This window comes from Streptosporangium sp. H13245 (assembly GCF_055690525.1).
The window spans coordinates 219,227-242,912 of record NZ_JBSZKT010000001.1 but is presented as its reverse complement, the minus strand read 5'-3'; the positions used below and the strand labels follow the sequence as shown (position 1 = coordinate 242,912).

The following is a 23,686-nucleotide window of genomic DNA, read 5'->3' as shown; positions in this document are numbered from 1 at the left end:
GAAAATGGTGTGCCGCACCGTCGCCTCCACCGGATGCCGTGACGAATGGATCGGATATGAATCTGCTGCCCTTCACCGCGCCGTACGCGGCCACGGTCGCGGGCTGGCCCGCCTCGTCGCGGGAGGTCACGATGTGGTGCGGACGGCACGAGTTCCCCCTGCCGGAGCGGGTCGTCACCGGCTGGCAGGAGGGAGAGGACGTACGCTCCCACGTGCTTCTGGCGGACGAGGGCCCGCTCGGCTACGGGGAGCTGTGGATCGACACCGAGGAGGACGAGATCGAGCTCGCCCGGATCATCGTGGCCCCTGGTGCCCGTGGCAGGGGGATCGGGCGGGAGCTGGTGCGGGGACTGGCCGCGCTGGCCCGGGACGCGGGCTACGCGGACGTCTTCATGCGCGTGCACCCGGACAACGACCGGGCCCTGCGGTGTTACCGGGGAGCCGGTTTCCTGCCGGTCGACGCCCACCTGGCTGCGGAGTGGAACGTCTCCCAGCCGGTCGGTTACGTCTGGCTGCGGATGGCCGACCCCGCCGCTCCCGGGTCGTCGTAGGCGAAACATTATCGAGCCCAACGGCCCAATAAGGAATGGTTCTCGGGCCCGATAAGAATCCCTTATGACGCACCCGTTGATCCACGGTATTGCCCCGCCTAGCGTGAATATCAGCCGTGGTCAGGTCGAGCGGAGGAGGAAATGTGAAGTTCGGGATTTACCCCGCCTACATCGATGGCCGAGATGTCACAGGCGACAACGCCCGGTTCGTTCACACACTCACCGCCCGGGCCATTATCGAGGACACCTTCTCCAGCCTGCGGCTCAAGCGTGACCTCGACCTGGGAACCACCGATCCGGACGCGGCGGGGGAACGGGTCGCGGGGGCGTGCGTCGTCGCCGACGAGAGCATGATGGCCCTCGCCCTCGAATCGGCCGCCCGCGCCGCCCCCGAATGGAGACGCGTCCCGCTCGGCGAGCGAATCGAGATCGGGCGCCGCGTCGCGGAAAGGATCCTTGAGCACCGCGACCCCCTCGTCGAGATCCTCGTCGCCGAGGGCACCCCACGCTCCGCGGCCGAGAACATGATCGACGAGCTCCCGTTCACCAGCTGGGGCAAGGAGACCCTCGAATGGTGCGCCGGGCAGATGGAGTTCCGCCGGTGGGACGGCGACCGCGAGATGATCCTGCGCCGCGTTCCCGACGGGGTCGTCTGCGTCAACCCGCCCCAGAACGCCGCGGCGGTCAACGCCCTGAACGGCCTCACCGCCCTCCTCGCCGGTAACACCGTGGTGGTACGGGCGCCGAGGGGAGTCGCCCTCGGCTGCATGTACGCGATGCGGGAGATCGTGGCGCCGGTCCTCGAAGAGGCGGGGGCGCCGCCGGGAACGCTCAACGCCCTCTGCGGGCCGCCCATGCTCGACGCCTGGCTGGCCAGCGAGCATGTCGACGACGTCCTCTACTTCGGGGGCAGCGAGAAGGGGATCGAGTTCGAGGCCGACTGCATCGCCGCGGGCAAGAAGCCGATCCTGGAGCTCGCGGGCAACGACTGCTGCGTGGTGTGGCACGACGCCGACCTGGACGCCGCGGTGCAGAACCTCGTCAGGTTCACCACGAACTCCGGCCAGATCTGCAACGTGCCCAACCAGGTGGTCGCCCATCCGGCGATCGCGGACGAGCTCATCGAACGGCTGGTCGTGGCCACCGGGAAGATCCGGCCCGGATATCCGGACGAGGCCGGTGTGGTGCTCACCCCGGTCCTCGGGATCGACCGGTTCTTCGGCTGCCTGGAAGAGGCGCTCGCCAAGGGCGCGAAGCTGGTCCACGGCGGCCGTCGCCTCGAAGTGGACGGATCGCCATCCGGCACGGGGTTCTTCGTCGAGCCGGGCATCGTCCGCGTCGACGGGCTCCGGGACGCCAGATCGCTGTCGGTGGTCCGCGACGAGACGTTCTTCCCGCTTCTGCCGATCATCGTCCCCGAGGCGGGCACGGAGGACGACGCCCTGCTGGAGGAGGTGCTGGCCTTCGTGAACGCCAACGCGTACGGCCTGCGCAACTCCTTCTGGTCGACAGGGACTCCGGCGATCGAGCGGTTCCTGGAGGGGGTCGTCAACGGCGGCAACCTGAAGGTCAACGACTCGCACACCGCCTTCCTGCCCTTCCTTCCCAACCAGGGCGGGCCCGGTCTCACCGGCGGTGTCTTCGGAGAGGCGAGCCACCCCATGCTGCGCACCACACGCCTGCAGGGCGTCAGCGTCATCCGCCCGGCGGGCTGACGACGGGCTGACAGCGAACCAACGGTGGAACGACGGCGGACCGACAAGGAGCACGCGTCATGACATCTCGCATTCTGAAGGCCACGGTGCCGGCGACGGCCGCCGAGGTGATCGAGCGGCTCGGCGACGAGCAGGCGTTCCCCGCGTACGCCCGTGACATCGTCTCCGTCTCCGACACCGGCGACGGGCTCCGCCAATGGGTGCTGGCCTTCCGCGGCGGCACGGCGCGGTGGGTGCAGCGCAGCCGGGCGTCCGGAGACGGCCCGGGGCCGTACCGCATCGAGTTCGAGCAGGTACGCGGGGATTTCCAGCATCTCAAGGGGGTGTGGACGAGCACGGACGTCCCCGACGGCTGCGAGATCGTGTTCGACGTGAGCTACAGCACGAGCGTCCCGCACCTCGCGGGGGCGATCGACTCGGCCGTCGGGCGGGTGCTGCTCCGCAGCGCACACCAGATCATGTTCGCCGCCGGAGGCCCGGTCCGCGTCACGGCCGGCGGCCACCACCTCCGGGACCTGCCGGAGGGGATCCCGGGCGCCGCGGTCCGCTGAACAGTCCTGCCGGTCGAACGACCGCGGCTCAGCTTTCCGGTGGCGGCACGTCGATCACGTACTCGAAGGTGTACGCGTCACCGGGAACCACCGAATCCAGGGCTTCGACCGCGTAACCGCGATCGTCGTAAGCCACCCGCACGGTCCGCGCGACCGGTACGCCCGAGGGCAGTTTCAACTCGGCCGCCTCCGGAGGCGTCGGCATCCGGATCGACAGCCTTTCAACGAACCGGATGATCCGCCCACCCAGCTCATCCTCGAACAATCCCAGCGCGCCGCCCCGGATCCGGCGAGGCTCGGCCGCCGCCGTCCCGCCGAAGATCGCCGCCGAGTAGTACGCGGTGCTGAGTTGCATCGGCTCGCCGTCGATGAGCACCTGACGCTGACGAACGATGACCACATCACCGACATTCAGCCCGAGCAACTCGGCGACGTCCTGTGCCGCAGGCATCTCGTTGACGTCCAGGAGACGCTGCTCGATCTCGTGCCCCTGGTCGGCCATCTCCGCACTGAGTGGCGCGGACCCGCCATCGCGGCGGGCCCGCCACTGGCTGCCGGTGGAAACCATCAACAGCGATGGCCGGGATCGGACGTAGGAACCGCTGCCCTGCGAACTGGCGATGTGGCCTTCACCCCGCAGCAGCGCGATGGCTTTCCGAACTGTGGCGCGCGTGGTCTCGTATCGAGCTGCCAGTTCATGCTCGGATGGGATCCGGGCACCCGGCGCCAGCCGCCCGTCGAGAATCTCCTCACGGAGATCATCGGTTATGCGCCGGAACGGATATACCCTCTGCCCCACCTCGGTACCTTTCTCGCAGGTGTGCGTCATCGTATTCCCGTCAGGTATTACTCCGAATAGGCCCATCCGGACCAGCGGTCGACCGTGATGACGATCACCGGCCCCTCCGGCGTGCGCTCTCGGTACTGGCTGTATTTCCGCGCGAGCAGGTCGAGCGCGGCCTGCCGAATATCCCCCGCTTCCACGATGGAGGCCTGGCCGTCGGCGCGAGCCCACCACAGCTGTGTCCAATCGTCGTCGTAGTGATCCACGAGGATGCATACCGCCGGGTTCTCCAAGATATTTCGCAGACGACGGAGGTTCATGGTCGTCTTCGGCTTGTGGTCGATGGCGATCGCGATCCGGTCCTCGTCGATGGCGAAGGTGACAGGTACGAGGTGTGGGGTACCGGCGGCGCTGACGGTGGCCAACCTGGCGACGCGCTGTTCAGTCATGAGCTGGCGAGCCTTGATGTGATCCATGAACTCATTGATAGGGCATCCAGAGTGAGCATGCATACCCAAGTGGGTCATGTGTAAAGGCAACTTGCATATGCAAGAGGCTACGCTGAGGCCGCCATCCCGTCGGAGGGTTCAAGTCGCATGAGCACCCCTGTGAACTTTGCGCCGCCCGACCCGAGCGTGCCGATCTCCGATACCTGGACTGGCGGATCGATCCGCGCCTCGACCGGGTTGCCTGCGAAAACAGCCCGAACGGCAAGCACTCCCCGCTGGACAACTCGGCTGACGTCCGCCAAGTGATCACCCGGCTGCAACCGGACGGGGGCCTTCTGTGTGATGCAAAAGATCGTCTCCCGGATATCTCCCGGGAACAGCAGAAGGGCCCGATCCATCTAGCGGATCAGGCCCTCTACTTCGGGACATTCGACGTCGGGGTGACAGGATTTGAACCTGCGGCCTCTTCGTCCCGAACGAAGCGCGCTACCAAGCTGCGCCACACCCCGGTCACACGCGGTCTTGCTCGTGCTTGGAAAAGTCTAGCGGACTTCGTGGGTGCTTGCGTCGCCACGGCGGCGGGGCATCAGGGTCAGGAGGCTGGCCTCGGGATAGCAGGCGAAGCGGGCCGGGGCGTAGGGGCTGGTGCCGAGACCGGCGGAGACGTGGAGGTAGGCGGAGTCGTGGCGGCTCAGGCCCTTGACGCGGGCCCGGTCGATGCCGCAGTTGGTGACCAGGGCGCCGTAGAAGGGGACGCAGAGCTGGCCGCCGTGGGTGTGCCCGGCGAGCAGCAGCTGGTAGCCGTCGGCGGCGAAACGGGTCATGTTGCGGGGCTCGGGCGAGTGCATCACGCCCAGCCGCAGGTCGGCCGCCGCCGGGGCGGGACCGGCGATCAGGTCGTAGCGGTCGAGGTTGATGTGGGAGTCGTGGATGCCGCCCACGGCCACGTCGAGATCGCCGACCTTGAGGCGGGCGGTGGTGTTGTTCATGTCGAGCCAGCCCTCGGCGGCCATGGCCGAGCCCAGCTCCTCCCAGGGGAGGTTGGGGATCTTCTGGCCGTAGTCGGCCTTGGAGGTGCGCCAGAGGTAACGCGTGGGATTCTTCGGCCGGGGCTCGTACATGTCGTTGGAGCCGTAGACGAACAGACCCGGGCGTGACAGCAGGGGCTCCAGGGCGTGCATGAGAGGCGTGATCGCGTCGGGGTGCGCGATGGAGTCGCCGGTGTTGACCACCAGGTCGGGATTGAGGGCCCCCAGCGAGCGCACCCAGTTGATGAGCATCCGCCTGCCGGGAGTGAGGTGCAGGTCGGACAGGTGGAGGATGCGCACCGGCCGCTGCCCCGGCTCCAGGACGGGCACGTCGAAGCGGCGCAGCCGGAACGCGTTGCGCTCGACGACCGAGGCGTACGCGAGGCCGGCCAGGCCGACGCCGAACAGGGACAGGGGCACCGCGGCTGCTTTCCTCACCTTCTCATCATGCCCGAGATCGGGCCCTCGAACGGAAACTCGGGATACAGCGGGGCTGGTGAGGCGGCAAGATGGACATCATGAGCGCACTGAAGGACAAGCTGAAGGCCGATCTCACGGCCTCCATGAAGAGCAGGGACGAGATCCGCACCCGCACGATTCGCATGGCCCTCGCGGCCGTGAACGTCGAAGAGGTCTCGGGCAGGACGGCACGCGAGCTCAGCGACGACGAGGTCGTCAAGGTGCTGGCCAAGGAGGCCAAGAAGCGTCGCGAGGCGGCCGAGGCGTTCAGCGGTGCCGGCCGGGTGGAGCAGGCCCAGGCGGAGGTCGACGAGCAGGCCGTGCTGGAGGCGTACCTGCCCGCGCAGCTGTCCGACGAGGAGCTCGCCGGGCTCGTGGAGGAGGCCGTCGCCGAGAGCGGTGCCACCGGGCCGCAGGCCATGGGCCAGGTCATGAAGATCGTGAACCCGAAGGTCGCCGGACGCGCCGAGGGCGGTCGCGTCGCGCAGGCCGTACGGGCCCGTCTGGCGGCATCCTGACCCGGACGATCAGCGACCTGGATGATTCGGACGGCTCGGACGAACCGTGACCCGGATGATTCGGACGCCCCGCGACATGGACGACCCGCGAAACGGATGATCCGCGGTCGGATGACCCAGACGACCCGCGACCCGGGATGATCCGCGGCTCAGACGGCTCGGGCGATTCGGTCGCTCTGGCCGGATCGGCTCCACCCGCTGAGACGCGCGGCCCCACGGGGCCGTACGGCGAGAGCCCTCCCCACCGGACCTTCGAGGGGTCCGGCGAGGAGGGCTCCGGTGTTTCCTGGGGCTTCGGCGCCGCTACGGGGCGGCCGGGCCGATCGGGGCGCCGCCGTTCGGGCCGATCGGGAAGCCGTCGTTGACCTCCTGGTTGCCGCCGTTGTCCGGTCCGAACGGGCCGTCGCCGTTGTCACCGTTGTCGCCGTTGTCACCCCGGCCGTCGCCGGGGCCGTCACCGTCGCCGTCACGCTTCGGCGGAGGCTTGGGCGCGCACCGGCCGGAGGAGCAGCCGCCGAAGCGCTCCATGTTCACCGGGGTGAAGGGGGTCGCCTCGACCCCCTTGAGCGCGCCGAGCATGGAGTCCTTCCAGATCCGCCCGGAGATCGAGGCGCCGTACACGTAGCTGTAGTAGCGCCCGCCGATGGTCACGCCGGTCAGGTCGTACTTGAAGGCGCCGCGCGGGTCGCCGAGGCTGACCGCGGAGGCGAGGTCGGGGGTGAACCCGGCGAACCAGGCGGCGGTGTAGGCGTCGGTGGTGCCGGTCTTGCCCGCCGCCGGACGGCCGATGCCGCCGACCTCGGTCATCGTGCCCTTGGTGAAGACCCCGGACATGATGTGGCTGGCCGCGTCGGCGACCTCCTCGTCCAGGACCTGCTTGCACTTCGGCTTGTACGAGGTCTCCTTGCCGTCGCGGTCGGTGCTCTCGGTGATCACCATCGGCCTGCAGTAGGTGCCGCGGGCGGCGATCGTCGCGTAGGCGGCGGAGACCGTCACCGGGTCCATCTCGTTGATGCCGAGGGTGAAGGTCTCGAACTCCTTCAACGCCCTGCCGTCGGCGCGCTTGATGCCCAGGTTCTTGGCCATCTTGACCGTCTCGCAGAGGCCGACCTCCTGCTCCAGGCGCATGAAGAAGGTGTTCACCGAGCCCAGGGTGCCGCTGGTCAGGGTCTTGAACCCGCCGCCGCCCTCGCTGGAGTTCTTGACCTCGTGGTCGGGCTCGCCGACCCCGTTGCCCTTGCAGTCGCGGAACGCGCTCTTGCCGGGCGCCCGGTAGCCGGAACCGGTGCCGAAGCCGTCCTCCAGCTTCAGGCCCTGGTCCAGGGCGGTCAGCAGGGTGAAGGGCTTGAACGTGGAGCCCGCCTGGAAGCCCGCCCCGCCGCCGTGCGCCCGGTCGCCGACGAGGTTGTAGCTGATCTCGTTCTTCTTCTTGTTCCTGCCGAAGTTGCGGCTGGCGGCCATCGCCTTGACGGCTCCGGTACCGGGGACGATCATCGCCTGCGCGGCGACCGGCTTGTCGCTGGTCTTGACGTACTCCTTGATCGCCTTCTCCGCGGCCTTCTGCGCCTTCGTGTCGAGCGTCGTCTTGATGACCAGGCCGCCTCGCTGCAACAGCCTCTCGCGCTGCTTGCGGGTCTTGCCGAAGTCCTCGTTCGTCGCGATCTCCTGCCGCGCGTAGAGGCAGAAGTACGGGTAGGCGCTCTCCTCGCAGCCGCCGGGGGCCTCGATGTTCTTGAAGCCGAGCTTCTTCTTCTTGGCCTCCTCCGCCTCCTGCGGGGTGACCTTGCCGAGCTCGGCCATCCGGCTCAGCACGATGTTGCGCCGCTCCAGCAGCCGGTCGCGGGAGGCCTTGCCCGCGCTGGGGTCGGTCACGCTCGGGTTCTGCACGGCACCGGCGAGGGTAGCCGCTTCCCACAGGGCCAGCTTCGAGGCCGGCTTGTTGAAGAAGCGCCGGGACGCGGCCTGGATGCCGTAGGCGCCCGCGCCGTAGTAGGAGATGTTCAGATAGCGCTCAAGGATCTCCGACTTGGTGTACTTCTCCTCGATGGCGAGCGCGTAGCGCAGCTCGTTCAGCTTCCTGGAGAGCGTGGGAGCGATCGCGGCGTCCTGCTCCTCCTTGGTCTCCGCGGCGTTGACCAGCACGAGCTTGACGTACTGCTGCGTGATGGAGGAGCCGCCCTGGACGACCCCGCCGCCGGAGACGTTCTTCACGGCCGCGCGGAAGGTGCCCTCAAGGTCGATCGCCCCGTGTTCGTAGAACCGGAAGTCCTCGATCGCCACGATCGCCGTCTTCATGACGTCGGCGACCTCGTCCAGCTTCACCGACTCGCGGTTCTCGAAGTAGAACTGGGCGAACTGCTTGCCGTCGGCGTCGAGCAGGGTGGTCTTCTCGGCGAGGGGGGGCTCCTTGAGCTCCTCGGGGAGGAGACGCAGCTCGTCGGCCGCCGCGTTCACCGTCATCCCCGCGCCGCCCACTGCCGGAAGTGCCACGGCGGCGGCAAGCACACCCGTGACAGCCGCCGCGCCGACCAACTTCAGCACATTACCGGCAGCGCGGATCACAGACCCCTGGTCTTTGCCTTGAGCTTGCACGAGTCCCAGGGTACGTCGGACGGATGACGCAAACGGTAACGGATCGCCATCTTAGCTTGGCTTTGTCCTGTATCTCAGGCAGGTGACTAGTCATTCCCGGCCAGATGGCCGTGGATGACCATGTGAGAATTTGGTCCCGCCGGGGTCTGTCGGCCCGAACGTCTGGTTGCGTACGTTCTCTTTCTGCAGCAATTGAATACCGAGGCCCGACGCCCGCGCCCGTCGGCCCAAGTCACGACTGACCACCTAAAGGGGAGTGGGGTCGAATGTGGATCACGGATTGGACCTCCCGTGCGGCCTGTAAGGGTGCGGATCCTGACGCTTTGTTCGTTCAGGGTGCTGCCCAGAACCGAGCGAAGCTGATCTGCCGAGGATGCCCGGTCCGGACCGAGTGCCTCGCCGATGCGCTGGACAATCGCATCGAGTTCGGGGTTTGGGGCGGGATGACCGAGCGCGAACGCCGGGCGCTGTTGCGTCGGCGACCGGATGTCGACTCCTGGCGGGACCTGCTGGAGTTGGCCAAAGAAGAGTACGAGCGGACTAACGAGCTGATCGCCGGCTGAGTTCGCGCCGATCCCGTACGGCTGGCGCCGGGCGCCAGCCGTACATGCGTGTCACGGGCAGGGAACGCGCGCCGCCATGCGCGTTCCCGGGCCCGCCCGGCCTCCCGGAGGCTCGTCTCCCAGCGAGGCGGCGTCTTCCGGTGAGGCTTTTCCGGTGTTTCCAGCGAGCTGCCAGGGCTTCCGGCGGGCGGCCGGGTTTTCTAGCGGGCCGCCAGGAGGTGGCCCACCTCGCGCAGTCCCTCCAGGTCGTGCACGTCCTGCGACATGGCGGGGACCCGCGCGACGGGCACCGTGGGATGGGCGGAGATGAAGTGCTCCTCCTCGCGCTGCTCGCGAGCGGCCAGCTGCATCCGTCCCGCGTGCAACCGCAGCACGGCGGAGGTGAGCTCGTGCTCGCCGCGCGACTCCAGGTCCTCCGCGGCGGCGGTACTCCGCGCCCCCGACAGCATGGACGCGGCCGAGCGGTGCACCCGGTTGATCACGAGGCCCGCCAGGGGCATGCGCTCCTCGGCCAGCCTCTCCACGAAGTAGGACGCCTCGCGCATCGCGTCGCGCTCAGGTGAGGCCACGACGACGAACGCCGTCCCCGGGGCCTGCAGGAGCCGGTAGGTCTGCTCCGCCCGCGCCCTGAAACCGCCGAAGACGGCGTCCAGCGCGGACACGAACGTCTGCAGGTCCTTGAGCACCTGCGCGCCCAGCAGCTTGGTCAGCGCCCCGGCGACGATGCCGAAACCGGCGTTGAACAGCTTGAACGCGCTGCGCCCCCCGGCCTTGGCGGGAAGCATGAGCAGCCGGATGAGCTTGCCGTCGAGGAACCGGCCGAGCCGCTCGGGAGCGTCGAGGAAGTCGAGCGCCGAGCGGGACGGCGGGGTGTCGACGATGATCAGATCCCATTCGTCCGACCGCCTGAGCTGGCCCAGCTTCTCCATCGCCATGTACTCCTGCGTGCCGGAGAAGCTGGACGACAGGGACTGGTAGAAGGGGTTCGTCAGGATCTGACGGGCTCGCTCGGGATCGGCGTGCGCCTCGATGATCTCGTCGAAGGTCCGCTTCATGTCGAGCATCATGGCGTGCAGGCGGCCCTTCCCCTCGACGCCCATGACGGGCCTGGGGGTGTTGTCGAGCTCGGTGAGCCCCATCGACTGCGCCAGCCGCCGCGCGGGGTCGACCGTGAGCACCACGGCGGAACGGCCGCGCTCGGCCGCGCGCAGCCCCAGGGCCGCGGCGGTGGTGGTCTTCCCGACGCCGCCGGAGCCGCAACAGACGACGATCCGGGTGTTCGGATCGTCGATGATCGCGTCGAGGTCGAGGAACGGAGGGGTCTTCACGCTGCTCCCTGGGTGCGGATCGCTTCCGCCAGCTCGTACAGCCCCGACAGGTCCACCCCGTCGGCCAGCAGCGGCAGGTCGTAGCGGGGGCGGGCGGCCTTGTCCAGCGCCACCCTCTCGTGCCGTTCCAACTCGGTGCGGCGGGCGTGCTCGGCGATCTCCTCGGTGAGGGCCTCGGCCACCGCGACCGCGGCGGAGCCGCCGTCGGTGAGCCCGGCGGCCTTGAGGCCGAGCACCAGCTCGGTCGGGTCGAACCTGTCCTCGGCGGCGGCGTCCAGGACGGGGGCGGGGAGCAGCGACTCGCGGATCATGTTGATGAAGATCCCGCCGGGCGGGAGCCCTGCGGCCCGGAGCTCGCGCAGGCCGTCCAGGGTCTCCTGGACCGGCATCTCCTCCAGGAGCGTGACGAAGTGCACGGCGGTCTCGGGGGAGGACACGACGCCGTTCACCAGGTCGGCGTGGTTCTTGATCGGGCCGACCCTGGCCAGCCCGGCGACCTCGTTGGTGACGTTGAGGAAGCGCGCGATCCTGCCCGTCGGCGGCGCGTCCAGCACGACCGCGTCGTAGATCCTCTTGCCGTCCTTGCCCTTGCGCCGGACGGCCTCGCTCGTCTTGCCGGTGACCAGGACGTCGCGGAAGCCGGGGGCGATGGTGGTGGCGAAGTCGACGATGCCGATCTTGCTGAGCGCCCTGCCCGCCCTGCGCATGCCGTAGAACATCTCAAGATATTCGAGCATGGCCTCCTCGGCGTCGATGGCCAGCGCGTAGACGTCCCCGCCGCCGGGCGCGACGGCGATCTTGCGCTCCTCGTACGGCAGCGGTGGCAGGTCGAAGACCCGGGAGATCCCTTGGCGGCCCTCGACCTCGACCAGCAGGACCTTTCTGCCACCCGCCGCGAGGGCGAGCGCGAGTGCGGCGGCCACCGTGGTCTTGCCGGTGCCGCCCTTGCCGGTGACGACGTGAAGGCGTACGCCGTCCCAATCGGTGTCGCGAGCTCTCACCCTTCGAAGGCTACCCAACGGGTACTTGACAACTCCTCGGCGCCTTCCCCCGGAGACCGCCCGGTGCTGGCGCTCCCCGGCGGGCGGGGGTGGGCCCGCCCGGTCCCCGGCGCCTGTCCCGGGGGCCTCCGTCGAGCGTCTCCGTCGCCGTTTTCCCTGCTCGCCGGGGCCGCGCGGGCCGCGGGCGCCGGGTGCGGGCCCACCGGGGACCCGGCGCGCGGTCCGGCGAACCGTACATGGCCATCTCGCTAATCGATCGAATGCGGAAAGTAAATATGCAGATTCTCACAGCGAGCCACCTTGATCGTCGGGTCCGTTCCGGCGGTGGGGGAGGCGGGCCGGGGGTGGGCGGGGGTGTCGGGGGGGGGTCGGGGTTGAGGGGGTGCGGTGGGCCGCTCGCCGGTGGTGGTCTCGCTAATGTGTCCCGCATGACGAAATGGGAGTACTCGACGGTGCCGCTGCTGGTCCACGCGACGAAGCAGATTCTCGACAACTGGGGCCAGGACGGCTGGGAGCTCGTCCAGGTCGTGCCGGGTCCCAACCCCGAGCAGCTGGTCGCGTACCTGAAGCGGCCCAAGCAGTGACGGCCGAGGAGAAACTGGCGGAACTCGGCCTGGTCCTGCCGGAGGTGGTGCCGCCGCTGGCGGCGTATGTCCCGGCAGTACGTTCCGGTGATCACGTCTACACCTCGGGGCAGCTTCCGATCGTGGACGGCAAGCTGGTGGCCGCCGGGAAGGTTGGCGCCGAGGTGGACGTCGAGGACGCGTACGAGCTCGCGAGGGTGTGCGCGCTCAACGCCCTCGCCGCGATCGCGTCGGCGGCCGGAGGGCTGTCGAACATCGTCCGGATCGTCAAGGTGGTCGGCTTCGTGGCCAGCGCCCCCGGCTTCACCGGCCAGCCGCAGGTCGTCAACGGCGCCAGCGACCTGCTCGCGGCGGTGCTCGGCGACGCGGGCAGGCATGCCCGTAGCGCGGTCGGTGTAGCGGTCCTCCCGCTGGACGCGCCGGTCGAGGTCGAGGTGATCGCCGAGGTTCGCTGAGGTCGTCGCCAGGGTGCCCCGGAAAGCCGCCAGGGCGCCCTGGAGATCGGGAAGCCCCGGCGGCCTCGGGGCTGACGGAGGCGGAGAAGGCCCCTGGTGGCCCGGTGTGGCCCGCCGTCGGCGGGTGGGGTCCTCGGGGCGGGTGAGGCTCGCCGGGGTCGTACGGGTGCCGTGGGGGCCCGGCGGGGGCCGTGCGGGCACGTCGCCCGGGTGTGCAGTGCTTGCCGGGGACGATGCCGTGAGGCGCCGGTGCGGGCCGTGGTCGGCCGGTGTGGACCCGTGACTGTCGCGGTGTCGTGGTTGTCCGGTGCGGGCCCCGGATCGTATGGTGCGGGCCGTGGTCGTCCGGGGCGGTGTCGTGGTTGTCCGGTGTGGGTCTGGGATCGTCCGGTGCGGGCCGTGGTTGTCCGGGGTGGACCGTGATTGTCCGGGGTGGACCGCGTGCCACATGATGGATCTGAAACCGAGCGGTGTTCTGGCGGAGGGTCTCAATGGGCGGTATCCCGCTTCCCGGTGAGCTGGGCGAGCGCGCACGCGACATCCTGGCCGGGCGGGTCGCCCCGGTACCGGCCCGGGACGCCGCCACCGTGGCCGTCCTGCGTGAGGACGCCGACGGGCTGGAGGTCTACCTGCTGCGGCGCAAGGCGAGCATGGCCTTCGCCGCCGGGGCCTACGTCTTTCCCGGCGGGTCGGTCGACCCGCGCGACACCGACCAGGTGATCACCTGGTCCGGCCCCTCTCCGGCCGCCTGGGGTGAGATCTTCCGCGCGGACGAGCGGACCGCCCGGGGCCTGGTGTGCGCCGCCGTACGGGAGACGTTCGAGGAGTCGGGGGTGTTGCTGGCCGGGCCGTCCGCGGAGTCCGTCGTGTCCGACACCACCGGCGACGACTGGGAGGCCGACCGGCTCGCCCTGATCGGCAAGACCCTGTCCTTCGCCGACTTCCTCGGCAGGCGCGGCCTGGTCCTCCGCTCCGACCTGCTCCGTCCCTGGGCGCACTGGATCACCCCCGAGGTCGAGACCAGGCGCTTCGACACCCGGTTCTTCGTCGCGGCGCTCCCGCCGGGCCAGCTCACCCGCGACGTCGGCGGCGAGGCCGACCAGGTCGCCTGGGTACGGCCCGCCGACGCGCTCGACCAGGGCGGGGCGGGCCGGATCTTCCTGATGCCCCCGACGCACCGCACGCTCACCGAGCTGAGCGCCTACGAGAAGGTGCCCGAGGCGCTCGCGGCCGAGCGTGAGATCGTGACCTTCATGCCGAAGATCGCCGAAGTGGACGGGGAGATGCGCATCGTGCTCGACGACGACTACCGGTTCGGCGCGCGGTGAGCGGGCTGCGGATCCCCCTGGAGGGACCCGACGGGGCCGGTACGGACCACGCGTTCAACCTCCTCGCCCCCAACCCCTCCGAGATGACCCTGGACGGCACGAACACGTGGGTGATCGGCCTGAAGGAGCCCGGGGAGGAGGTGCTGGTCGTCGACCCGGGACCGGACGACGACAGGCACCTCGCGCGGGTAGCCGGGTACCTGGAGGGCCGCCGGGTCGCCGCCATCCTGCTCACCCACGGCCACCACGACCACAGCGGCGGCGCCGCGACGTTCGCCGGGCTGGTCGGGGCGCCCGTCAGGGCCCTGGATCCCGCGCACCGGCTGGGCGAGGAGGGGCTCGGCGACGGTGACGTGATCACGGTCGGGGACCTGGAGGTGCACGTCGTGGGCACGCCCGGCCACTCGTTCGACTCGCTGTGCTTCTGGCTGCCGGAGGACCGGGCGATCCTCACCGGCGACACGGTGCTCGGCCGTGGTACCACCGTGATCGCCCCTGACGGCGACCTGGCCGACTATCTGCGTTCCCTCGACCTGCTCCGGGCGAGGGCCGAGCGGGTCGGGGCCGAGGCGCTGCTGCCCGGCCACGGCCCGGTGCTGCCCGACCCGATCGGCGCCCTCGACGGCTACGTCGCGCACCGGCGGCGCAGACTGGACCAGATCCGGGAGGCGCGGCGCCAGGGGGCGGTGACGCCCCGGGAGGTCGTCGAGATCGTCTACGCGGACGTGGACAGGTCGCTCTGGCCCGCCGCCGAGATGTCGGTCCGCGCGCAGCTCGCCTACCTCGACGGTTAGACCCGCTTCCGGGGGCCCGGTCTCTCGGAACGGTCCTTTTTCGAGTGATTCGTCCCCCCGGGCTCCCGGGCCCTCCCGGGCCTTCCCGGGTCAGCGCGAGCGGTTGTGCAGCCGCTCCAGGTCCATGATGACCACGGCCTTGGCCTCGATGCGCAGCCAGCCTCGCTGGGCGAAGTCGGCCAGCGCCTTGTTCACGGTCTCCCGCGAGGCGCCGACCAGCTGGGCCAGCTCCTCCTGGGTGAGGTCGTGGTGGACCCGTACGCCGTCGTCGATGCGCTGGCCGAAGCGCTCGGCCAGGTCGAGCAGGGCCTTGGCCACCCGGCCCGGCACGTCGGTGAAGACCAGGTCGGCCAGCACGTCGTTCGTACGGCGGAGGCGCTGGGCCAGGGCCCGCAGCAGATGGAGGGCGACCTCGGGGCGGCCGGTCAGCCAGGGCCGCAGGTCGTCGTGTCCGAGCCCGGCCAGGAGGACGTCGGTCAGCGCGGTGGCCGACGCCGTTCGGGGACGGGGGTCGAACAGGGACAGTTCGCCGAACATCTCGCTCGGACCGAGCACGCTGAGCAGGTTCTCCCGGCCGTCCGGTGAGGTGCGGGAGAGTTTGATCTTTCCTTCGAGCACCACGTAGAGGCGGTCTCCGGTCTCGTTCTCGCTGAAGAGGGTCTGCCCCTTGGACAGCTCCACCTCGGAGATGCTCGTGCGCAGCGCGGCGGCGCTCTCACGGTCGAGCGCGGCGAACAGAGGGGCCTTGCCCAGCACGTCGTCGGAGTTCACAGTGCCTCCTGTTTCACGGCTCACGCAGTCATTGTGACCCATCCCACCGCGCCACTCTCCGGGGGGCCTTGAGCGTAGGCTGTCGGAGTGCTTCGCAACGTCAGCCCCGGTGGTGAATCCCAGCTTGCCCTGGTCCGTCGAGCTCGTCGAATGGACCGGATCCTGGCGGAGACCTATCCTGACGCCCACTGCGAGCTAGACTTCCGTGATCCTCTCGAATTGCTGGTCGCGACGATCCTCTCCGCCCAGTGCACGGACAAAAGGGTTAATACAGTCACTCCTACCCTTTTTGCAAAATATCCCACAGCAGAAGACTATGCCGGTGCCGACCGGGCCGAGATGGAGGGGATCATCCGGCCCACCGGCTTCTTCCGCGCCAAGACCACCAGCATCGTCGGCATGGCCCAGGCCCTGTGCGAGCGCCACGGCGGCGAGGTCCCCGGGAAGCTCAAGGACCTGGTGGCCCTGCCCGGAGTCGGGCGCAAGACGGCCAACGTCGTGCTCGGAAACGCCTTCGGGGTGCCCGGCATCACCGTCGACACCCACTTCCAGCGGCTCACCCACCGCTTCCGCTGGACCTCGGAGACCGATCCGGTGAAGATCGAGCACGTCGTCGCCGCGCTCATCCCGAAGCGCGACTGGACGATGATGTCCCACCGCCTGATCTGGCACGGCCGCCGCGTCTGCCACGCCCGCAAACCGGCCTGCGGCGTCTGCCCGCTCGCCGCGCTCTGCCCCTCGTACGGAATCGGCCCGGTCGACCCGGTCCAGGCCGCCAAGCTGGTGCGTCCCGGCCCCTTCTCGTGATCCTCCCCTGACCGTCGCCGGACGGCCGGTGTCCACGGATCCGCGGACACCGGGAAGCGCGGGGCGGGACACCGTGTTGCAGAAAACCGGAGGTGTGCCCGTGGAAGAGGTTCCTGGGTGGTTGGAAACGCTGGCGGAGCGGGTCGCGGGAGCGCCGGTGCCCTCGATATTCCGCCCCCCGGCCTCCGGAGGGCGGGCGGCGGCGGTGCTCCTGCTCTTCGGCGAGGGGCCGCTCGGCCCGGACGTGCTGCTCATCCAGCGAAGCTCGCGCGGGCGCAGGCACGCGGGACAGCCCGCGTTCCCCGGCGGCGGGGTCGACCCCGAGGACGACGGCCCGATCGCCGCCGCGCTGCGCGAGGCGGGCGAGGAGACCGGTCTCGACCCGGCGGGCGTCCGGGTGCTCGGGACCATGCCCGAGCTGTACGTGAGCCACAGCGACAACCGGGTCACCCCGGTGCTGGCCTGGTGGCACACGCCCTGCGTGGTGCACGCGGCCTCTCCCGACGAGGTGGAGTCGGTGGAGCGGGTCCCGATCCGCGAGCTCGTCGACCCGGCCAACCGGATCAGGCTGCGCCACCCGAGCGGTTACCTGGGACCGGCGTTCCGGGTGCGCGGGCTGCTGGTGTGGGGGTTCACCGCGGGGGTGCTCGACGGGGTGCTCGGCGGCTCGGGCTTCGAGCTTCCCTGGGACCGGTCACGGGTCGAGGACATCCCGCCCGACGTCCTCAACCTCGCGTCCCGCTGAGACCGTCCTCGATCTCGCGGTCCCGTTCAGATGTCCTCAGCCTCGCGCCCCGCTGAGACCGTCCTCAACCTCGTGTCCCGCTGAGACGAAACCTCGCGTCCCGCTGAGACGACCTCGATCCCGCAGTCCCGTTCAGGTGTCCTCGACCTCGCGGCCCGTCGACAGGGCGAGGCCGAGGCGGGCCCAGTCGGCCACGTCCTCGTCGGGATCGAGGGTGAGCCGCCGCAGCGCGGCCAGGCCCGTCGGGTCGGGCGGGCTGCCCATGATGTTCGGCAGCGCGTAGGCGGCCCCGTACCTGATCCGGGGGTCGCCGTGCTCGGCGAGGGCGATCACCGACGGCAGCGCGCGGCGGTCCCTGAGGTGACCGAAGGCGATCAGCACCGAGTAGAGCACCAGGCAGTCGTCCTCCCGGACGGACATGGCGCGGAGCACCGGCAGCGTCCGGTCGACGAATCCGAGCCGTCCCAGGATGTCGACCCCGAGCATCCGCTCGGCGGTGGTCCTCCCCGAGCACAGTCTTCGCGCCGCGGTGAAGGTCTCCAGATCGCCGCGTTCCTGCAGCTGGGTGATCGCGCGCCAGCGAGCCGCGCCCTCCTGATCTCGTTCCCGCAGCGCGGTCTCGATGAGAGACTCCACCGCCGCCGCCCCTCCGATCATCGCCATCCGGCCACGATAACCGCAGAGACCTCACGGAAGGTGTGCACGCGCGGGGCGGCGGCTGGATACCGTAAGGGAGTGAGCGGTGATCTCCTCGATCTCATCCTGATCGCGCTGATGGTGGCCTTCGCGGTGTCGGGATACCGCCAGGGGTTCATCATCGGAGCCCTGAGCTTTGTCGGTTTTGTCGGTGGTGGGCTGCTGGGCATGTTCGTCGCCCCGCCCATCGCCGGAGCCGTCGTCGACGGTGAGACCGAGCGTGCCCTGCTGGCGATCGTCATCGTCTTCCTCGCCGCCACGGTCGGGCAGTTCGCCTCGTCCACGATCGGCGCGGTGGTCCGCAGCCATGTCACCTGGGAGCCCGCCAAGGTCGTCGACGCGGTCGGCGGCACCTTCGCGAGCGCCTTCTCCGTGCTGATCATCGCGTGGCTGATCGGCTCGCTGCTGGCGTCGTCGCAGTTCACCCTGATCAGTGAGCAGGTCAACAGGTCCCTGTTGCTGAGCACGGTCGACCAGACGCTGCCCAGCGCGGCCAAGGACCTGCAGGTCCCGTTCAAGAACTTCATCGACACCTCCGGTTTCCCCAAGGTGTTCGACGCCATCGGGGGCGGCCAGCTCGTCGACGTCTCACCGCCCGACCAGAGCGTGGCGAAGGGCAACAAACAGCTCACGCGGGCGCGCCGGGGCATCGTCAAGGTCCAGGGCGTCGCCACGAGCTGCCGCAAGCACATCGAGGGCACCGGGTTCGTCTACGCCCAGAACAAGATCATGACGAACGCGCACGTGGTCGCCGGGGTCAACCAGGGGCTGCAGGTCACCGACTACCTCAACAAGACCCACCCGGCCAAGGTCGTGCTCTACAACCCCGACCGCGACATCGCGATCCTCCACGTCACCGGGCTCAACATGCCGATCCTGCGCTTCGACGGCACCGCGGAGAAGGGTGACGACGCGATCGTCGCCGGATTCCCGCACGGCCACGGCTACACCATGAACGTGGCCCGCATCCGGGTGCAGCAGAAGGCCAAGGGCCTCAACATCTACGAGCGCAAGACCGTCGTCCGCGACGTGTACGCCATCCGCGGCGTGGTCCGCCAGGGCAACTCGGGCGGCCCGCTGCTCACCACCGACGGCAAGGTCTACGGTGTCGTCTTCGCCGCGGCCCTCGACCAGCAGGAGACCGGCTACGTGCTCACCGCCGCGGAGGTCGCGCCGGACGCCGAGGACGGCTCCAGGCTCTTCAACCAGGTCGACACCCAGGAGTGCGACCAGAACTAGCTTTCTCCCCTTCTCTGCCCTCGCTGCGGCCGGGTGGCGGAGAGAGGAAGGTCAGAGAAGAGCCCTGATCCTGGCGATGGCCACCTCGGCCTCCAGGTCGTCGAGCCCGTGGGCGGTCCCGGCGATCCGCTCGTACGGCGGGCCGTAGCGGCTGATCCGGTCGGCGCCCCGCGCGAACAGCGTGGCGGCCCCGCGCCGGTTGCCCCGCTGCAGGTGGGTGAGGCCGACGCAGATCTGCGCCAGCCCCTGCCACAGCTCGCGTTCCTCCTCGGGGGAGGTCTTCCAGCGGCCCTCCAGCACCTCGTGGGCGTGGAACGGCCGCCCCTCGCCGAGCAGGCGGCGTGCCTCGGAGAGGGCCTCCTCGGCGCTCGGCGCGTAGTCGTCGGGGACGCGCTCCACGCCCTCGGCGCCGTGGGGCAGCGGACGTCCGAACGCGTCGCGGGGACGCTGGTTGCGGGGCCTCCCGTCGGGATCCCGGTCTCGTCCGTTCACCGGTCGGGCTCCGGGTCGGACAGCCAGGCGACGAGCTCGGCGTCGAACTCCTCGGGACGCTCCTCGTGCGGGAAGTGCCCGGCGCCCTCGATCAGCCGCCACCGGTAGGGGGCCGCGACGTAGCGGCCGGAGCCCTGGGCGGTGCGGGGCAGGATGTGCCCGTCGAGCGCGCCGTGCAACTGCAGGGTCGGCACGTTGATCTGGGTACGCATGGTCCGCGCGTAGCGCCATCCGTCCGGGCGGATCTGGGAGCGGCCGAACCAGCGGTGGTACTCCAGCGCGCAGTGCGAGACGTTGCGGATGCGGAACGCGTCGCGGTAGGTCTTCGCCACGTCCTCCTCGGGCCAGCCGGGACCGGACCACTGGTCGAGCAGCCGACCCACCCTGGCGCCGGAGTTGGCGGTGAGGCGTCGCTCGGGAAGCAGCGGCAGCTGGAAGCCCAGCGCGTAGCGGGCCGCCCTGAGCTGGCCGAAGGGCTCGGTGAACAGCGTGGCGCGGAGGCGGCGGGGGTGCGGCGCCGAGACCGGGACCAGCCGCAGGACCGCCTTGGGATCCGTCACGGCCATGGTCCAGGCGAGCAGCCCGCCCCAGTCGTGGCCGACGACGATCGCACCGGTCTCGCCCAGCGCCCGGATCAGCCCGGCCGCGTCGGCGGCCAGGGTGTGCAGGTCGTAGCCGCGCGGAGGCTTGTCGCTGGCCCCGTAGCCCCGCAGGTCGACGGCGACGGTGCGATAGCCCGCCGCCGGAAGCGAGACGAGCTGGTTGCGCCAGCTCCACCAGAACTGCGGGAACCCGTGGAGCAGCAGCACGAGGGGGCCCGTACCGGCTTCCACGACGTGGAAGCGGGTGCCGCCCGCGTGGACGGAACGGTGGGTCCAGGGGCCCTCGACCCCGACCAGGGATTCGTCGGGCCTGCTCACTGGCCCGGTCTCACCGGGTCGCGATGGCCGCCCGCCCGGCCCGCCGTGACCGGAGCCGCGTCGAGGGCGGGGTCGTGCTCGCCGCTCTTGATGGTCTTGAGCGAGCGCAGTGTCCGCTTCATCCCGGTCAGGCCCTTGAGTCGCCGCATGCCGATGAAGACCAGCAACCCGGCCACGAGCAGGTAGAACACGGTGACGATCAGGAAGGCGGCCCAGGTCCACAGGCCCGCGGCGACCAGGGCGTAGGCGATCGTGAAGGAGGCGAGGATCAGGCACAGATGGGCCATGAACGCCGCCGCGCCGAAGAGCCCCGCCGCCGTACCGACCCGTTTGGCGTCGAACCTGAACTCGGCCTTGGCCAGTTCGATCTCGGCGCGGACCAGGGTGGATATGTGGTCGCTGGCGGCGGCGACCAGCGCGCCCAGTGACTCCTCCTGTGGTTCCGCGGGCGGGATGTGTGTCATGGACGATCTCCTATCGAGGGCCTTTGTCGAACATCATGCTGCGCGCTGAGGCGGTCGCGCACGCACACCCGCAGCGGAATCGTCGCCGGAACCGGCGCCGCGAGCACGCCGGTGGTCATCGCGTACGTGTCATCAAATACCTGTGTCGTCAAGACTTCAGACTTTAGTCCCGGGGAGGAAGGGAGGCGTGGGACTGCACCGGTTTGGTGAGGTCTCGGCTGTCCGGTGGTGAGAACCTGCATCACAGGCCCACCCCCGCTTGAGGTTTCGGCCGGGGCGACCCCGGCCGATGAGGGGTTTCTGTGGCCCGCGGCCGTGAGGATGATGTCAACGGGCCGGGAGCTACCCCGGCGGCGGCCCGGCGAACATCGCCTGCCGGGCGCGATTCCCTGTCACCGGGGACGTCGCCGACGCTTTCGGCCACGTCCGGTGTCAGACCTGCCCACGGAGGGTTTTTCGCGGGGGCTCGGACCGTTCAGAAGGCCCGGCCGCCGCGGGTGGGCCGCGTTTCCGGCCCACCCGGGTGTCTCGGTCCGCTCAGTCCTCGCTCTTGGCGCTGGGCAGCTTCTCCGAGATGAGGTTCATCACCGTGCTGTCGGCCAGGGTGGTGACGTCGCCGACGCTGCGGTTCTCCGCCACGTCACGCAGGAGACGCCGCATGATCTTGCCGGAGCGGGTCTTGGGCAGCTCGGGGACCACGAGGATCTGGCGCGGCTTCGCGATCGGGCCCAGCGCCTTGGACACGTGGGCGCGCAGCTCGGCCGCGATGTCCGCGCCCTCCTCGGCGTTGCCGCGCAGGATCACGAACGACACGATGGCCTGCCCGGTCACCGGGTCGGTCGCGCCGACCACGGCCGCCTCGGCGACCTTCGGGTGGGAGACCAGCGCCGACTCGACCTCGGTGGTGGAGATGTTGTGCCCGGAGACGAGCATGACGTCGTCCACCCGGCCGAGCAGCCAGATGTCACCGTCCTGGTCCCTCTTGGCGCCGTCGCCCGCGAAGTACATGCCCTCGAAGCGGGACCAGTAGGTGTCGATGTAGCGCTGGTCGTCGCCCCAGATCGTGCGGAGCATCGACGGCCACGGGTCGCGGATCGCGAGGTAGCCGCCACCGCCGTTGCCCACGCTCCGGCCCTGGTCGTCGACCACGTCGGCGGTGATGCCCGGCAGCGGGCGCATGGCCGCGCCCGGCTTGCCCTCGGTGACGCCGGGCAGCGGGCTGATCATGACGGCGCCGGTCTCGGTCTGCCACCAGGTGTCGACGACCGGGGTACGGTTGCCGCCGATGTGCTCGCGGTACCAGACGTACGCCTCGGGGTTGATCGGCTCGCCGACGCTGCCCAGGATCCGCAGGGACGACAGGTCGTACTTGGCGGGGATGTCGTCGCCCCACTTCATGAACGTACGGATGGCCGTCGGAGCCGTGTAGAGCAGCGTGACCCCGTACTTCTGCACGATCTCCCAGAACCGGCCGCGGTGCGGGGTGTCCGGGGTGCCCTCGTAGATGACGCTGGTCGCGCCGTTGGCCAGGGGGCCGTACACGATGTAGGAGTGGCCGGTCACCCAGCCGATGTCGGCGGTGCACCAGTAGACGTCGGTCTCGGGCTTGAGGTCGAACACCGCGTTGTGGGTGTAGGCGGCCTGGGTGAGGTAGCCGCCGGTGGTGTGCAGGATGCCCTTGGGCCTGCCGGTCGTCCCGCTGGTGTAGAGGATGTAGAGGGGGTCCTCGGCACCGTTCGGCCGCGCCTCGTGGACGTCGGACTGCCGGTCCACGACGTCGTGCCACCAGACGTCCTTGTCGGTCTGGTCGACGTCCTGGCCGGTCCGCCTCACGACGAGGACGTGCTCGATGCCGGGGCACTCCTTGACCGCCTCGTCCACGGTCGGCTTGAGCGCGCTGGGCGCGCCGCGGCGGTAGCCGCCGTCTGCGGTGACCACGAGCTTGGCGTCCGCGTCCAGGATCCGGCCGCTGAGCGCGCTCGCGGAGAACCCGCCGAACACCACCGAGTGGATCGCTCCGATGCGGGCGCAGGCCAGCATCGTGATCGGCAGCTCGGGGATCATCGGCATGTAGATCGCGACCCGGTCTCCCCTGCCGACGCCCAGCTCCTGGAGCGCGTTGGCGGCCTTGGAGACCTCGCGCAGCAGGTCGGCGTAGGTCAGCGTACGGGTGTCGCCGTCCGGCTCGCCCTCCCAGTGGTAGGCGACCTTGTCACCGCGCCCCGCTTCCACATGGCGGTCGACGCAGTTGTAGGCGATGTTGAGCTCGCCGCCGACGAACCACTTGGCGAAGGGCGGGTTCCACTCAAGGGTGGTGTCCCAGCGCTTCGACCAGGCCAGGCGGTCGGCCTGCTTCTCCCAGAAGGCGAGGCGGTCCCGTTCGGCCTCCGCGTAGGCGTCGGCGGTCACGTTCGCGGCCGCGGCCAGGTCGGCAGGAGGTGCGAACCGCCGGGTCTCGTGCAGCAGGTTCGACAGCGTCTCCTGGGTCTCACGCGACTCGGAACCAGGGTTCTCCGGGGCCACTACGCACTCCTCACGTACTGCTATCGACAGGTCGTGTCCCACTTCACCAGGCCACCCGTGTCCGCCACAAGAGGTCTAGACAGGTCTGTACCAATCGGTGATGGGAGACCATACGCATGGAAAACGCCTTATTTATGGAGGGAATCAACGTCGAAAGGTTGCGTTTTCGACACCGTAGGAAGGTGGACGGCGTTATTCAACGCGCGTTGGCGGGGCGGTGCGCCGGGCGGTGTCATGCGCTCGGTGAACGGTTCGCCCGCCGTTCCCGGGGCTTCCAGGTCTCTGGGGGTTCCGGAGGGCCGGGTGCTTCGCGGCCTGGCCGGAGTCTC

24 protein-coding genes and 1 tRNA gene are annotated in these 23,686 nt (G+C 69.8%); 12 read left to right on the top strand and 13 right to left on the bottom strand.

Translation table 11 applies throughout. The annotated features are described in order from the left end of the window. Positions 1–56 precede the first annotated feature (56 nt). The 3 genes from ACW9TB_RS01175 to ACW9TB_RS01165 all read left to right on the top strand — a co-directional run bounded on the left by ACW9TB_RS01175 (position 57) and on the right by ACW9TB_RS01165 (position 2,817). Positions 57–551 (top strand): GNAT family N-acetyltransferase, encoded by a 495-nt coding sequence (locus ACW9TB_RS01175; protein WP_472746006.1) that lies wholly within the window; start codon positions 57–59, stop codon positions 549–551. Between the two features lie 143 nt (positions 552–694). Next, positions 695–2,266 (top strand): aldehyde dehydrogenase family protein, encoded by a 1,572-nt coding sequence (locus tag ACW9TB_RS01170; protein WP_472746005.1) that lies wholly within the window; start codon positions 695–697, stop codon positions 2,264–2,266. A 59-nt stretch (positions 2,267–2,325) separates the two neighbouring features. Continuing rightward, entirely contained in the window at positions 2,326–2,817 is a 492-nt protein-coding gene (locus ACW9TB_RS01165; RefSeq protein WP_472746004.1) for a type II toxin-antitoxin system RatA family toxin, read from the top strand. A gap of 28 nt (positions 2,818–2,845) precedes the next feature. Here the strand turns inward: ACW9TB_RS01165 and ACW9TB_RS01160 are convergent, their stop codons facing one another. From ACW9TB_RS01160 to ACW9TB_RS01145, 4 genes are all read right to left on the bottom strand, one after another. After that, positions 2,846–3,646, bottom strand: coding sequence for a GntR family transcriptional regulator (locus ACW9TB_RS01160; protein ID WP_472746003.1), 801 nt, complete (start codon positions 3,644–3,646; stop codon positions 2,846–2,848). Between the two features lie 17 nt (positions 3,647–3,663). After that, the gene (locus ACW9TB_RS01155; RefSeq protein WP_472746002.1) at positions 3,664–4,077 is read right to left on the bottom strand and encodes a TIGR03668 family PPOX class F420-dependent oxidoreductase; all 414 of its coding nucleotides are present in this window, start codon (positions 4,075–4,077) and stop codon (positions 3,664–3,666) included. Between the two features lie 408 nt (positions 4,078–4,485). After that, positions 4,486–4,559: transfer RNA gene (locus ACW9TB_RS01150), tRNA-Pro, on the bottom strand. A 33-nt stretch (positions 4,560–4,592) separates the two neighbouring features. Beyond that, on the bottom strand, positions 4,593–5,516 hold the full coding sequence (locus ACW9TB_RS01145) for a metallophosphoesterase (protein ID WP_472746001.1): 924 nt from the start codon (positions 5,514–5,516) through the stop codon (positions 4,593–4,595). An 80-nt stretch (positions 5,517–5,596) separates the two neighbouring features. On the opposite strand from ACW9TB_RS01145, the gene ACW9TB_RS01140 reads away from it, so the two are divergent. Next, on the top strand, positions 5,597–6,055 hold the full coding sequence (locus ACW9TB_RS01140; RefSeq protein WP_472746000.1) for a GatB/YqeY domain-containing protein: 459 nt from the start codon (positions 5,597–5,599) through the stop codon (positions 6,053–6,055). Positions 6,056–6,358: 303 nt separating this feature from the next. Here the strand turns inward: ACW9TB_RS01140 and ACW9TB_RS01135 are convergent, their stop codons facing one another. After that, positions 6,359–8,545: a transglycosylase domain-containing protein gene (locus ACW9TB_RS01135; protein ID WP_472745999.1), complete on the bottom strand. Its 2,187-nt coding sequence runs from the start codon at positions 8,543–8,545 to the stop codon at positions 6,359–6,361. Between the two features lie 368 nt (positions 8,546–8,913). On the opposite strand from ACW9TB_RS01135, the gene ACW9TB_RS01130 reads away from it, so the two are divergent. Further along, positions 8,914–9,210: a WhiB family transcriptional regulator gene (locus tag ACW9TB_RS01130; protein WP_012887233.1), complete on the top strand. Its 297-nt coding sequence runs from the start codon at positions 8,914–8,916 to the stop codon at positions 9,208–9,210. A 200-nt stretch (positions 9,211–9,410) separates the two neighbouring features. Here the strand turns inward: ACW9TB_RS01130 and bagB are convergent, their stop codons facing one another. Then, positions 9,411–10,538 (bottom strand): ATPase BagB, encoded by a 1,128-nt coding sequence (bagB, locus tag ACW9TB_RS01125; RefSeq protein ID WP_472745998.1) that lies wholly within the window; start codon positions 10,536–10,538, stop codon positions 9,411–9,413. After that, positions 10,535–11,539, bottom strand: coding sequence for an ATPase BagA (gene bagA / locus ACW9TB_RS01120; RefSeq protein WP_472745997.1), 1,005 nt, complete (start codon positions 11,537–11,539; stop codon positions 10,535–10,537). Before bagA ends, bagB begins: the two co-directional genes overlap by 4 nt. A gap of 428 nt (positions 11,540–11,967) precedes the next feature. Here bagA and ACW9TB_RS01115 point away from each other — a divergent pair, with 428 nt between their 5' ends. From ACW9TB_RS01115 to ACW9TB_RS01100, 4 genes are all read left to right on the top strand, one after another. After that, positions 11,968–12,123: a DUF4177 domain-containing protein gene (locus ACW9TB_RS01115; protein ID WP_012887236.1), complete on the top strand. Its 156-nt coding sequence runs from the start codon at positions 11,968–11,970 to the stop codon at positions 12,121–12,123. After that, entirely contained in the window at positions 12,120–12,578 is a 459-nt protein-coding gene (locus tag ACW9TB_RS01110) for a RidA family protein (protein WP_472745996.1), read from the top strand. Before ACW9TB_RS01115 ends, ACW9TB_RS01110 begins: the two co-directional genes overlap by 4 nt. A gap of 491 nt (positions 12,579–13,069) precedes the next feature. Then, a complete protein-coding gene (locus ACW9TB_RS01105; RefSeq protein WP_472745995.1) occupies positions 13,070–13,906 on the top strand; it encodes an NUDIX hydrolase in 837 nt (278 codons plus the stop codon). After that, positions 13,903–14,700, top strand: coding sequence for an MBL fold metallo-hydrolase (locus ACW9TB_RS01100; protein WP_472745994.1), 798 nt, complete (start codon positions 13,903–13,905; stop codon positions 14,698–14,700). The genes ACW9TB_RS01105 and ACW9TB_RS01100 overlap by 4 nt, the downstream gene beginning before the upstream one ends. Before the next feature lie 90 nt (positions 14,701–14,790). Here ACW9TB_RS01100 and ACW9TB_RS01095 read toward each other — a convergent pair whose 3' ends face one another. After that, the gene (locus ACW9TB_RS01095; RefSeq protein WP_329426616.1) at positions 14,791–15,513 is read right to left on the bottom strand and encodes a Crp/Fnr family transcriptional regulator; all 723 of its coding nucleotides are present in this window, start codon (positions 15,511–15,513) and stop codon (positions 14,791–14,793) included. A gap of 45 nt (positions 15,514–15,558) precedes the next feature. Between ACW9TB_RS01095 and nth the strand changes: the two genes are divergently transcribed. Together nth and ACW9TB_RS01085 are read left to right on the top strand one after the other, a co-directional pair. Continuing rightward, positions 15,559–16,278 (top strand): endonuclease III, encoded by a 720-nt coding sequence (gene nth / locus ACW9TB_RS01090; RefSeq protein ID WP_472745993.1) that lies wholly within the window; start codon positions 15,559–15,561, stop codon positions 16,276–16,278. Positions 16,279–16,378: 100 nt separating this feature from the next. Then, on the top strand, positions 16,379–17,023 hold the full coding sequence (locus ACW9TB_RS01085; protein ID WP_472745992.1) for an NUDIX hydrolase: 645 nt from the start codon (positions 16,379–16,381) through the stop codon (positions 17,021–17,023). Between the two features lie 132 nt (positions 17,024–17,155). Here ACW9TB_RS01085 and ACW9TB_RS01080 read toward each other — a convergent pair whose 3' ends face one another. Next, the gene (locus ACW9TB_RS01080; RefSeq protein ID WP_472745991.1) at positions 17,156–17,686 is read right to left on the bottom strand and encodes a HEAT repeat domain-containing protein; all 531 of its coding nucleotides are present in this window, start codon (positions 17,684–17,686) and stop codon (positions 17,156–17,158) included. Between the two features lie 72 nt (positions 17,687–17,758). Between ACW9TB_RS01080 and ACW9TB_RS01075 the strand changes: the two genes are divergently transcribed. After that, positions 17,759–18,958, top strand: a complete 1,200-nt coding sequence (locus ACW9TB_RS01075) for a MarP family serine protease (protein WP_472745990.1) — start codon at positions 17,759–17,761, stop codon at positions 18,956–18,958. Between the two features lie 51 nt (positions 18,959–19,009). Here ACW9TB_RS01075 and ACW9TB_RS01070 read toward each other — a convergent pair whose 3' ends face one another. The 4 genes from ACW9TB_RS01070 to acs all read right to left on the bottom strand — a co-directional run bounded on the left by ACW9TB_RS01070 (position 19,010) and on the right by acs (position 23,357). Beyond that, positions 19,010–19,450 (bottom strand): DUF309 domain-containing protein, encoded by a 441-nt coding sequence (locus ACW9TB_RS01070; protein ID WP_472745989.1) that lies wholly within the window; start codon positions 19,448–19,450, stop codon positions 19,010–19,012. Continuing rightward, positions 19,447–20,370, bottom strand: a complete 924-nt coding sequence (locus ACW9TB_RS01065; RefSeq protein WP_472745988.1) for an alpha/beta fold hydrolase — start codon at positions 20,368–20,370, stop codon at positions 19,447–19,449. Before ACW9TB_RS01065 ends, ACW9TB_RS01070 begins: the two co-directional genes overlap by 4 nt. Beyond that, positions 20,367–20,834 (bottom strand): phage holin family protein, encoded by a 468-nt coding sequence (locus ACW9TB_RS01060; protein WP_472745987.1) that lies wholly within the window; start codon positions 20,832–20,834, stop codon positions 20,367–20,369. Before ACW9TB_RS01060 ends, ACW9TB_RS01065 begins: the two co-directional genes overlap by 4 nt. A 537-nt stretch (positions 20,835–21,371) precedes the next feature. Further along, entirely contained in the window at positions 21,372–23,357 is a 1,986-nt protein-coding gene (acs, locus tag ACW9TB_RS01055) for an acetate--CoA ligase (RefSeq protein ID WP_472745986.1), read from the bottom strand. Between the last annotated feature and the right edge of the window lie 329 nt (positions 23,358–23,686).

Excerpts from the sequence above, each read along its gene's own strand:
- ACW9TB_RS01175 (WP_472746006.1), top strand. The coding sequence starts at position 57 with ATGAATCTGCTGCCCTTCACCGCGCCGTACGCGGCCACGGTCGCGGGC.
- ACW9TB_RS01165 (WP_472746004.1), top strand. The coding sequence starts at position 2,326 with ATGACATCTCGCATTCTGAAGGCCACGGTGCCGGCGACGGCCGCCGAG.
- ACW9TB_RS01160 (WP_472746003.1), bottom strand. The coding sequence starts at position 3,646 with ATGACGCACACCTGCGAGAAAGGTACCGAGGTGGGGCAGAGGGTATAT.
- ACW9TB_RS01155 (WP_472746002.1), bottom strand. The coding sequence starts at position 4,077 with ATGGATCACATCAAGGCTCGCCAGCTCATGACTGAACAGCGCGTCGCC.
- ACW9TB_RS01140 (WP_472746000.1), top strand. The coding sequence starts at position 5,597 with ATGAGCGCACTGAAGGACAAGCTGAAGGCCGATCTCACGGCCTCCATG.
- ACW9TB_RS01130 (WP_012887233.1), top strand. The coding sequence starts at position 8,914 with ATGTGGATCACGGATTGGACCTCCCGTGCGGCCTGTAAGGGTGCGGAT.
- ACW9TB_RS01115 (WP_012887236.1), top strand. The coding sequence starts at position 11,968 with ATGACGAAATGGGAGTACTCGACGGTGCCGCTGCTGGTCCACGCGACG.
- ACW9TB_RS01105 (WP_472745995.1), top strand. The coding sequence starts at position 13,070 with ATGGGCGGTATCCCGCTTCCCGGTGAGCTGGGCGAGCGCGCACGCGAC.
- ACW9TB_RS01095 (WP_329426616.1), bottom strand. The coding sequence starts at position 15,513 with ATGGGTCACAATGACTGCGTGAGCCGTGAAACAGGAGGCACTGTGAAC.
- ACW9TB_RS01080 (WP_472745991.1), bottom strand. The coding sequence starts at position 17,686 with ATGGCGATGATCGGAGGGGCGGCGGCGGTGGAGTCTCTCATCGAGACC.
- ACW9TB_RS01060 (WP_472745987.1), bottom strand. The coding sequence starts at position 20,834 with ATGACACACATCCCGCCCGCGGAACCACAGGAGGAGTCACTGGGCGCG.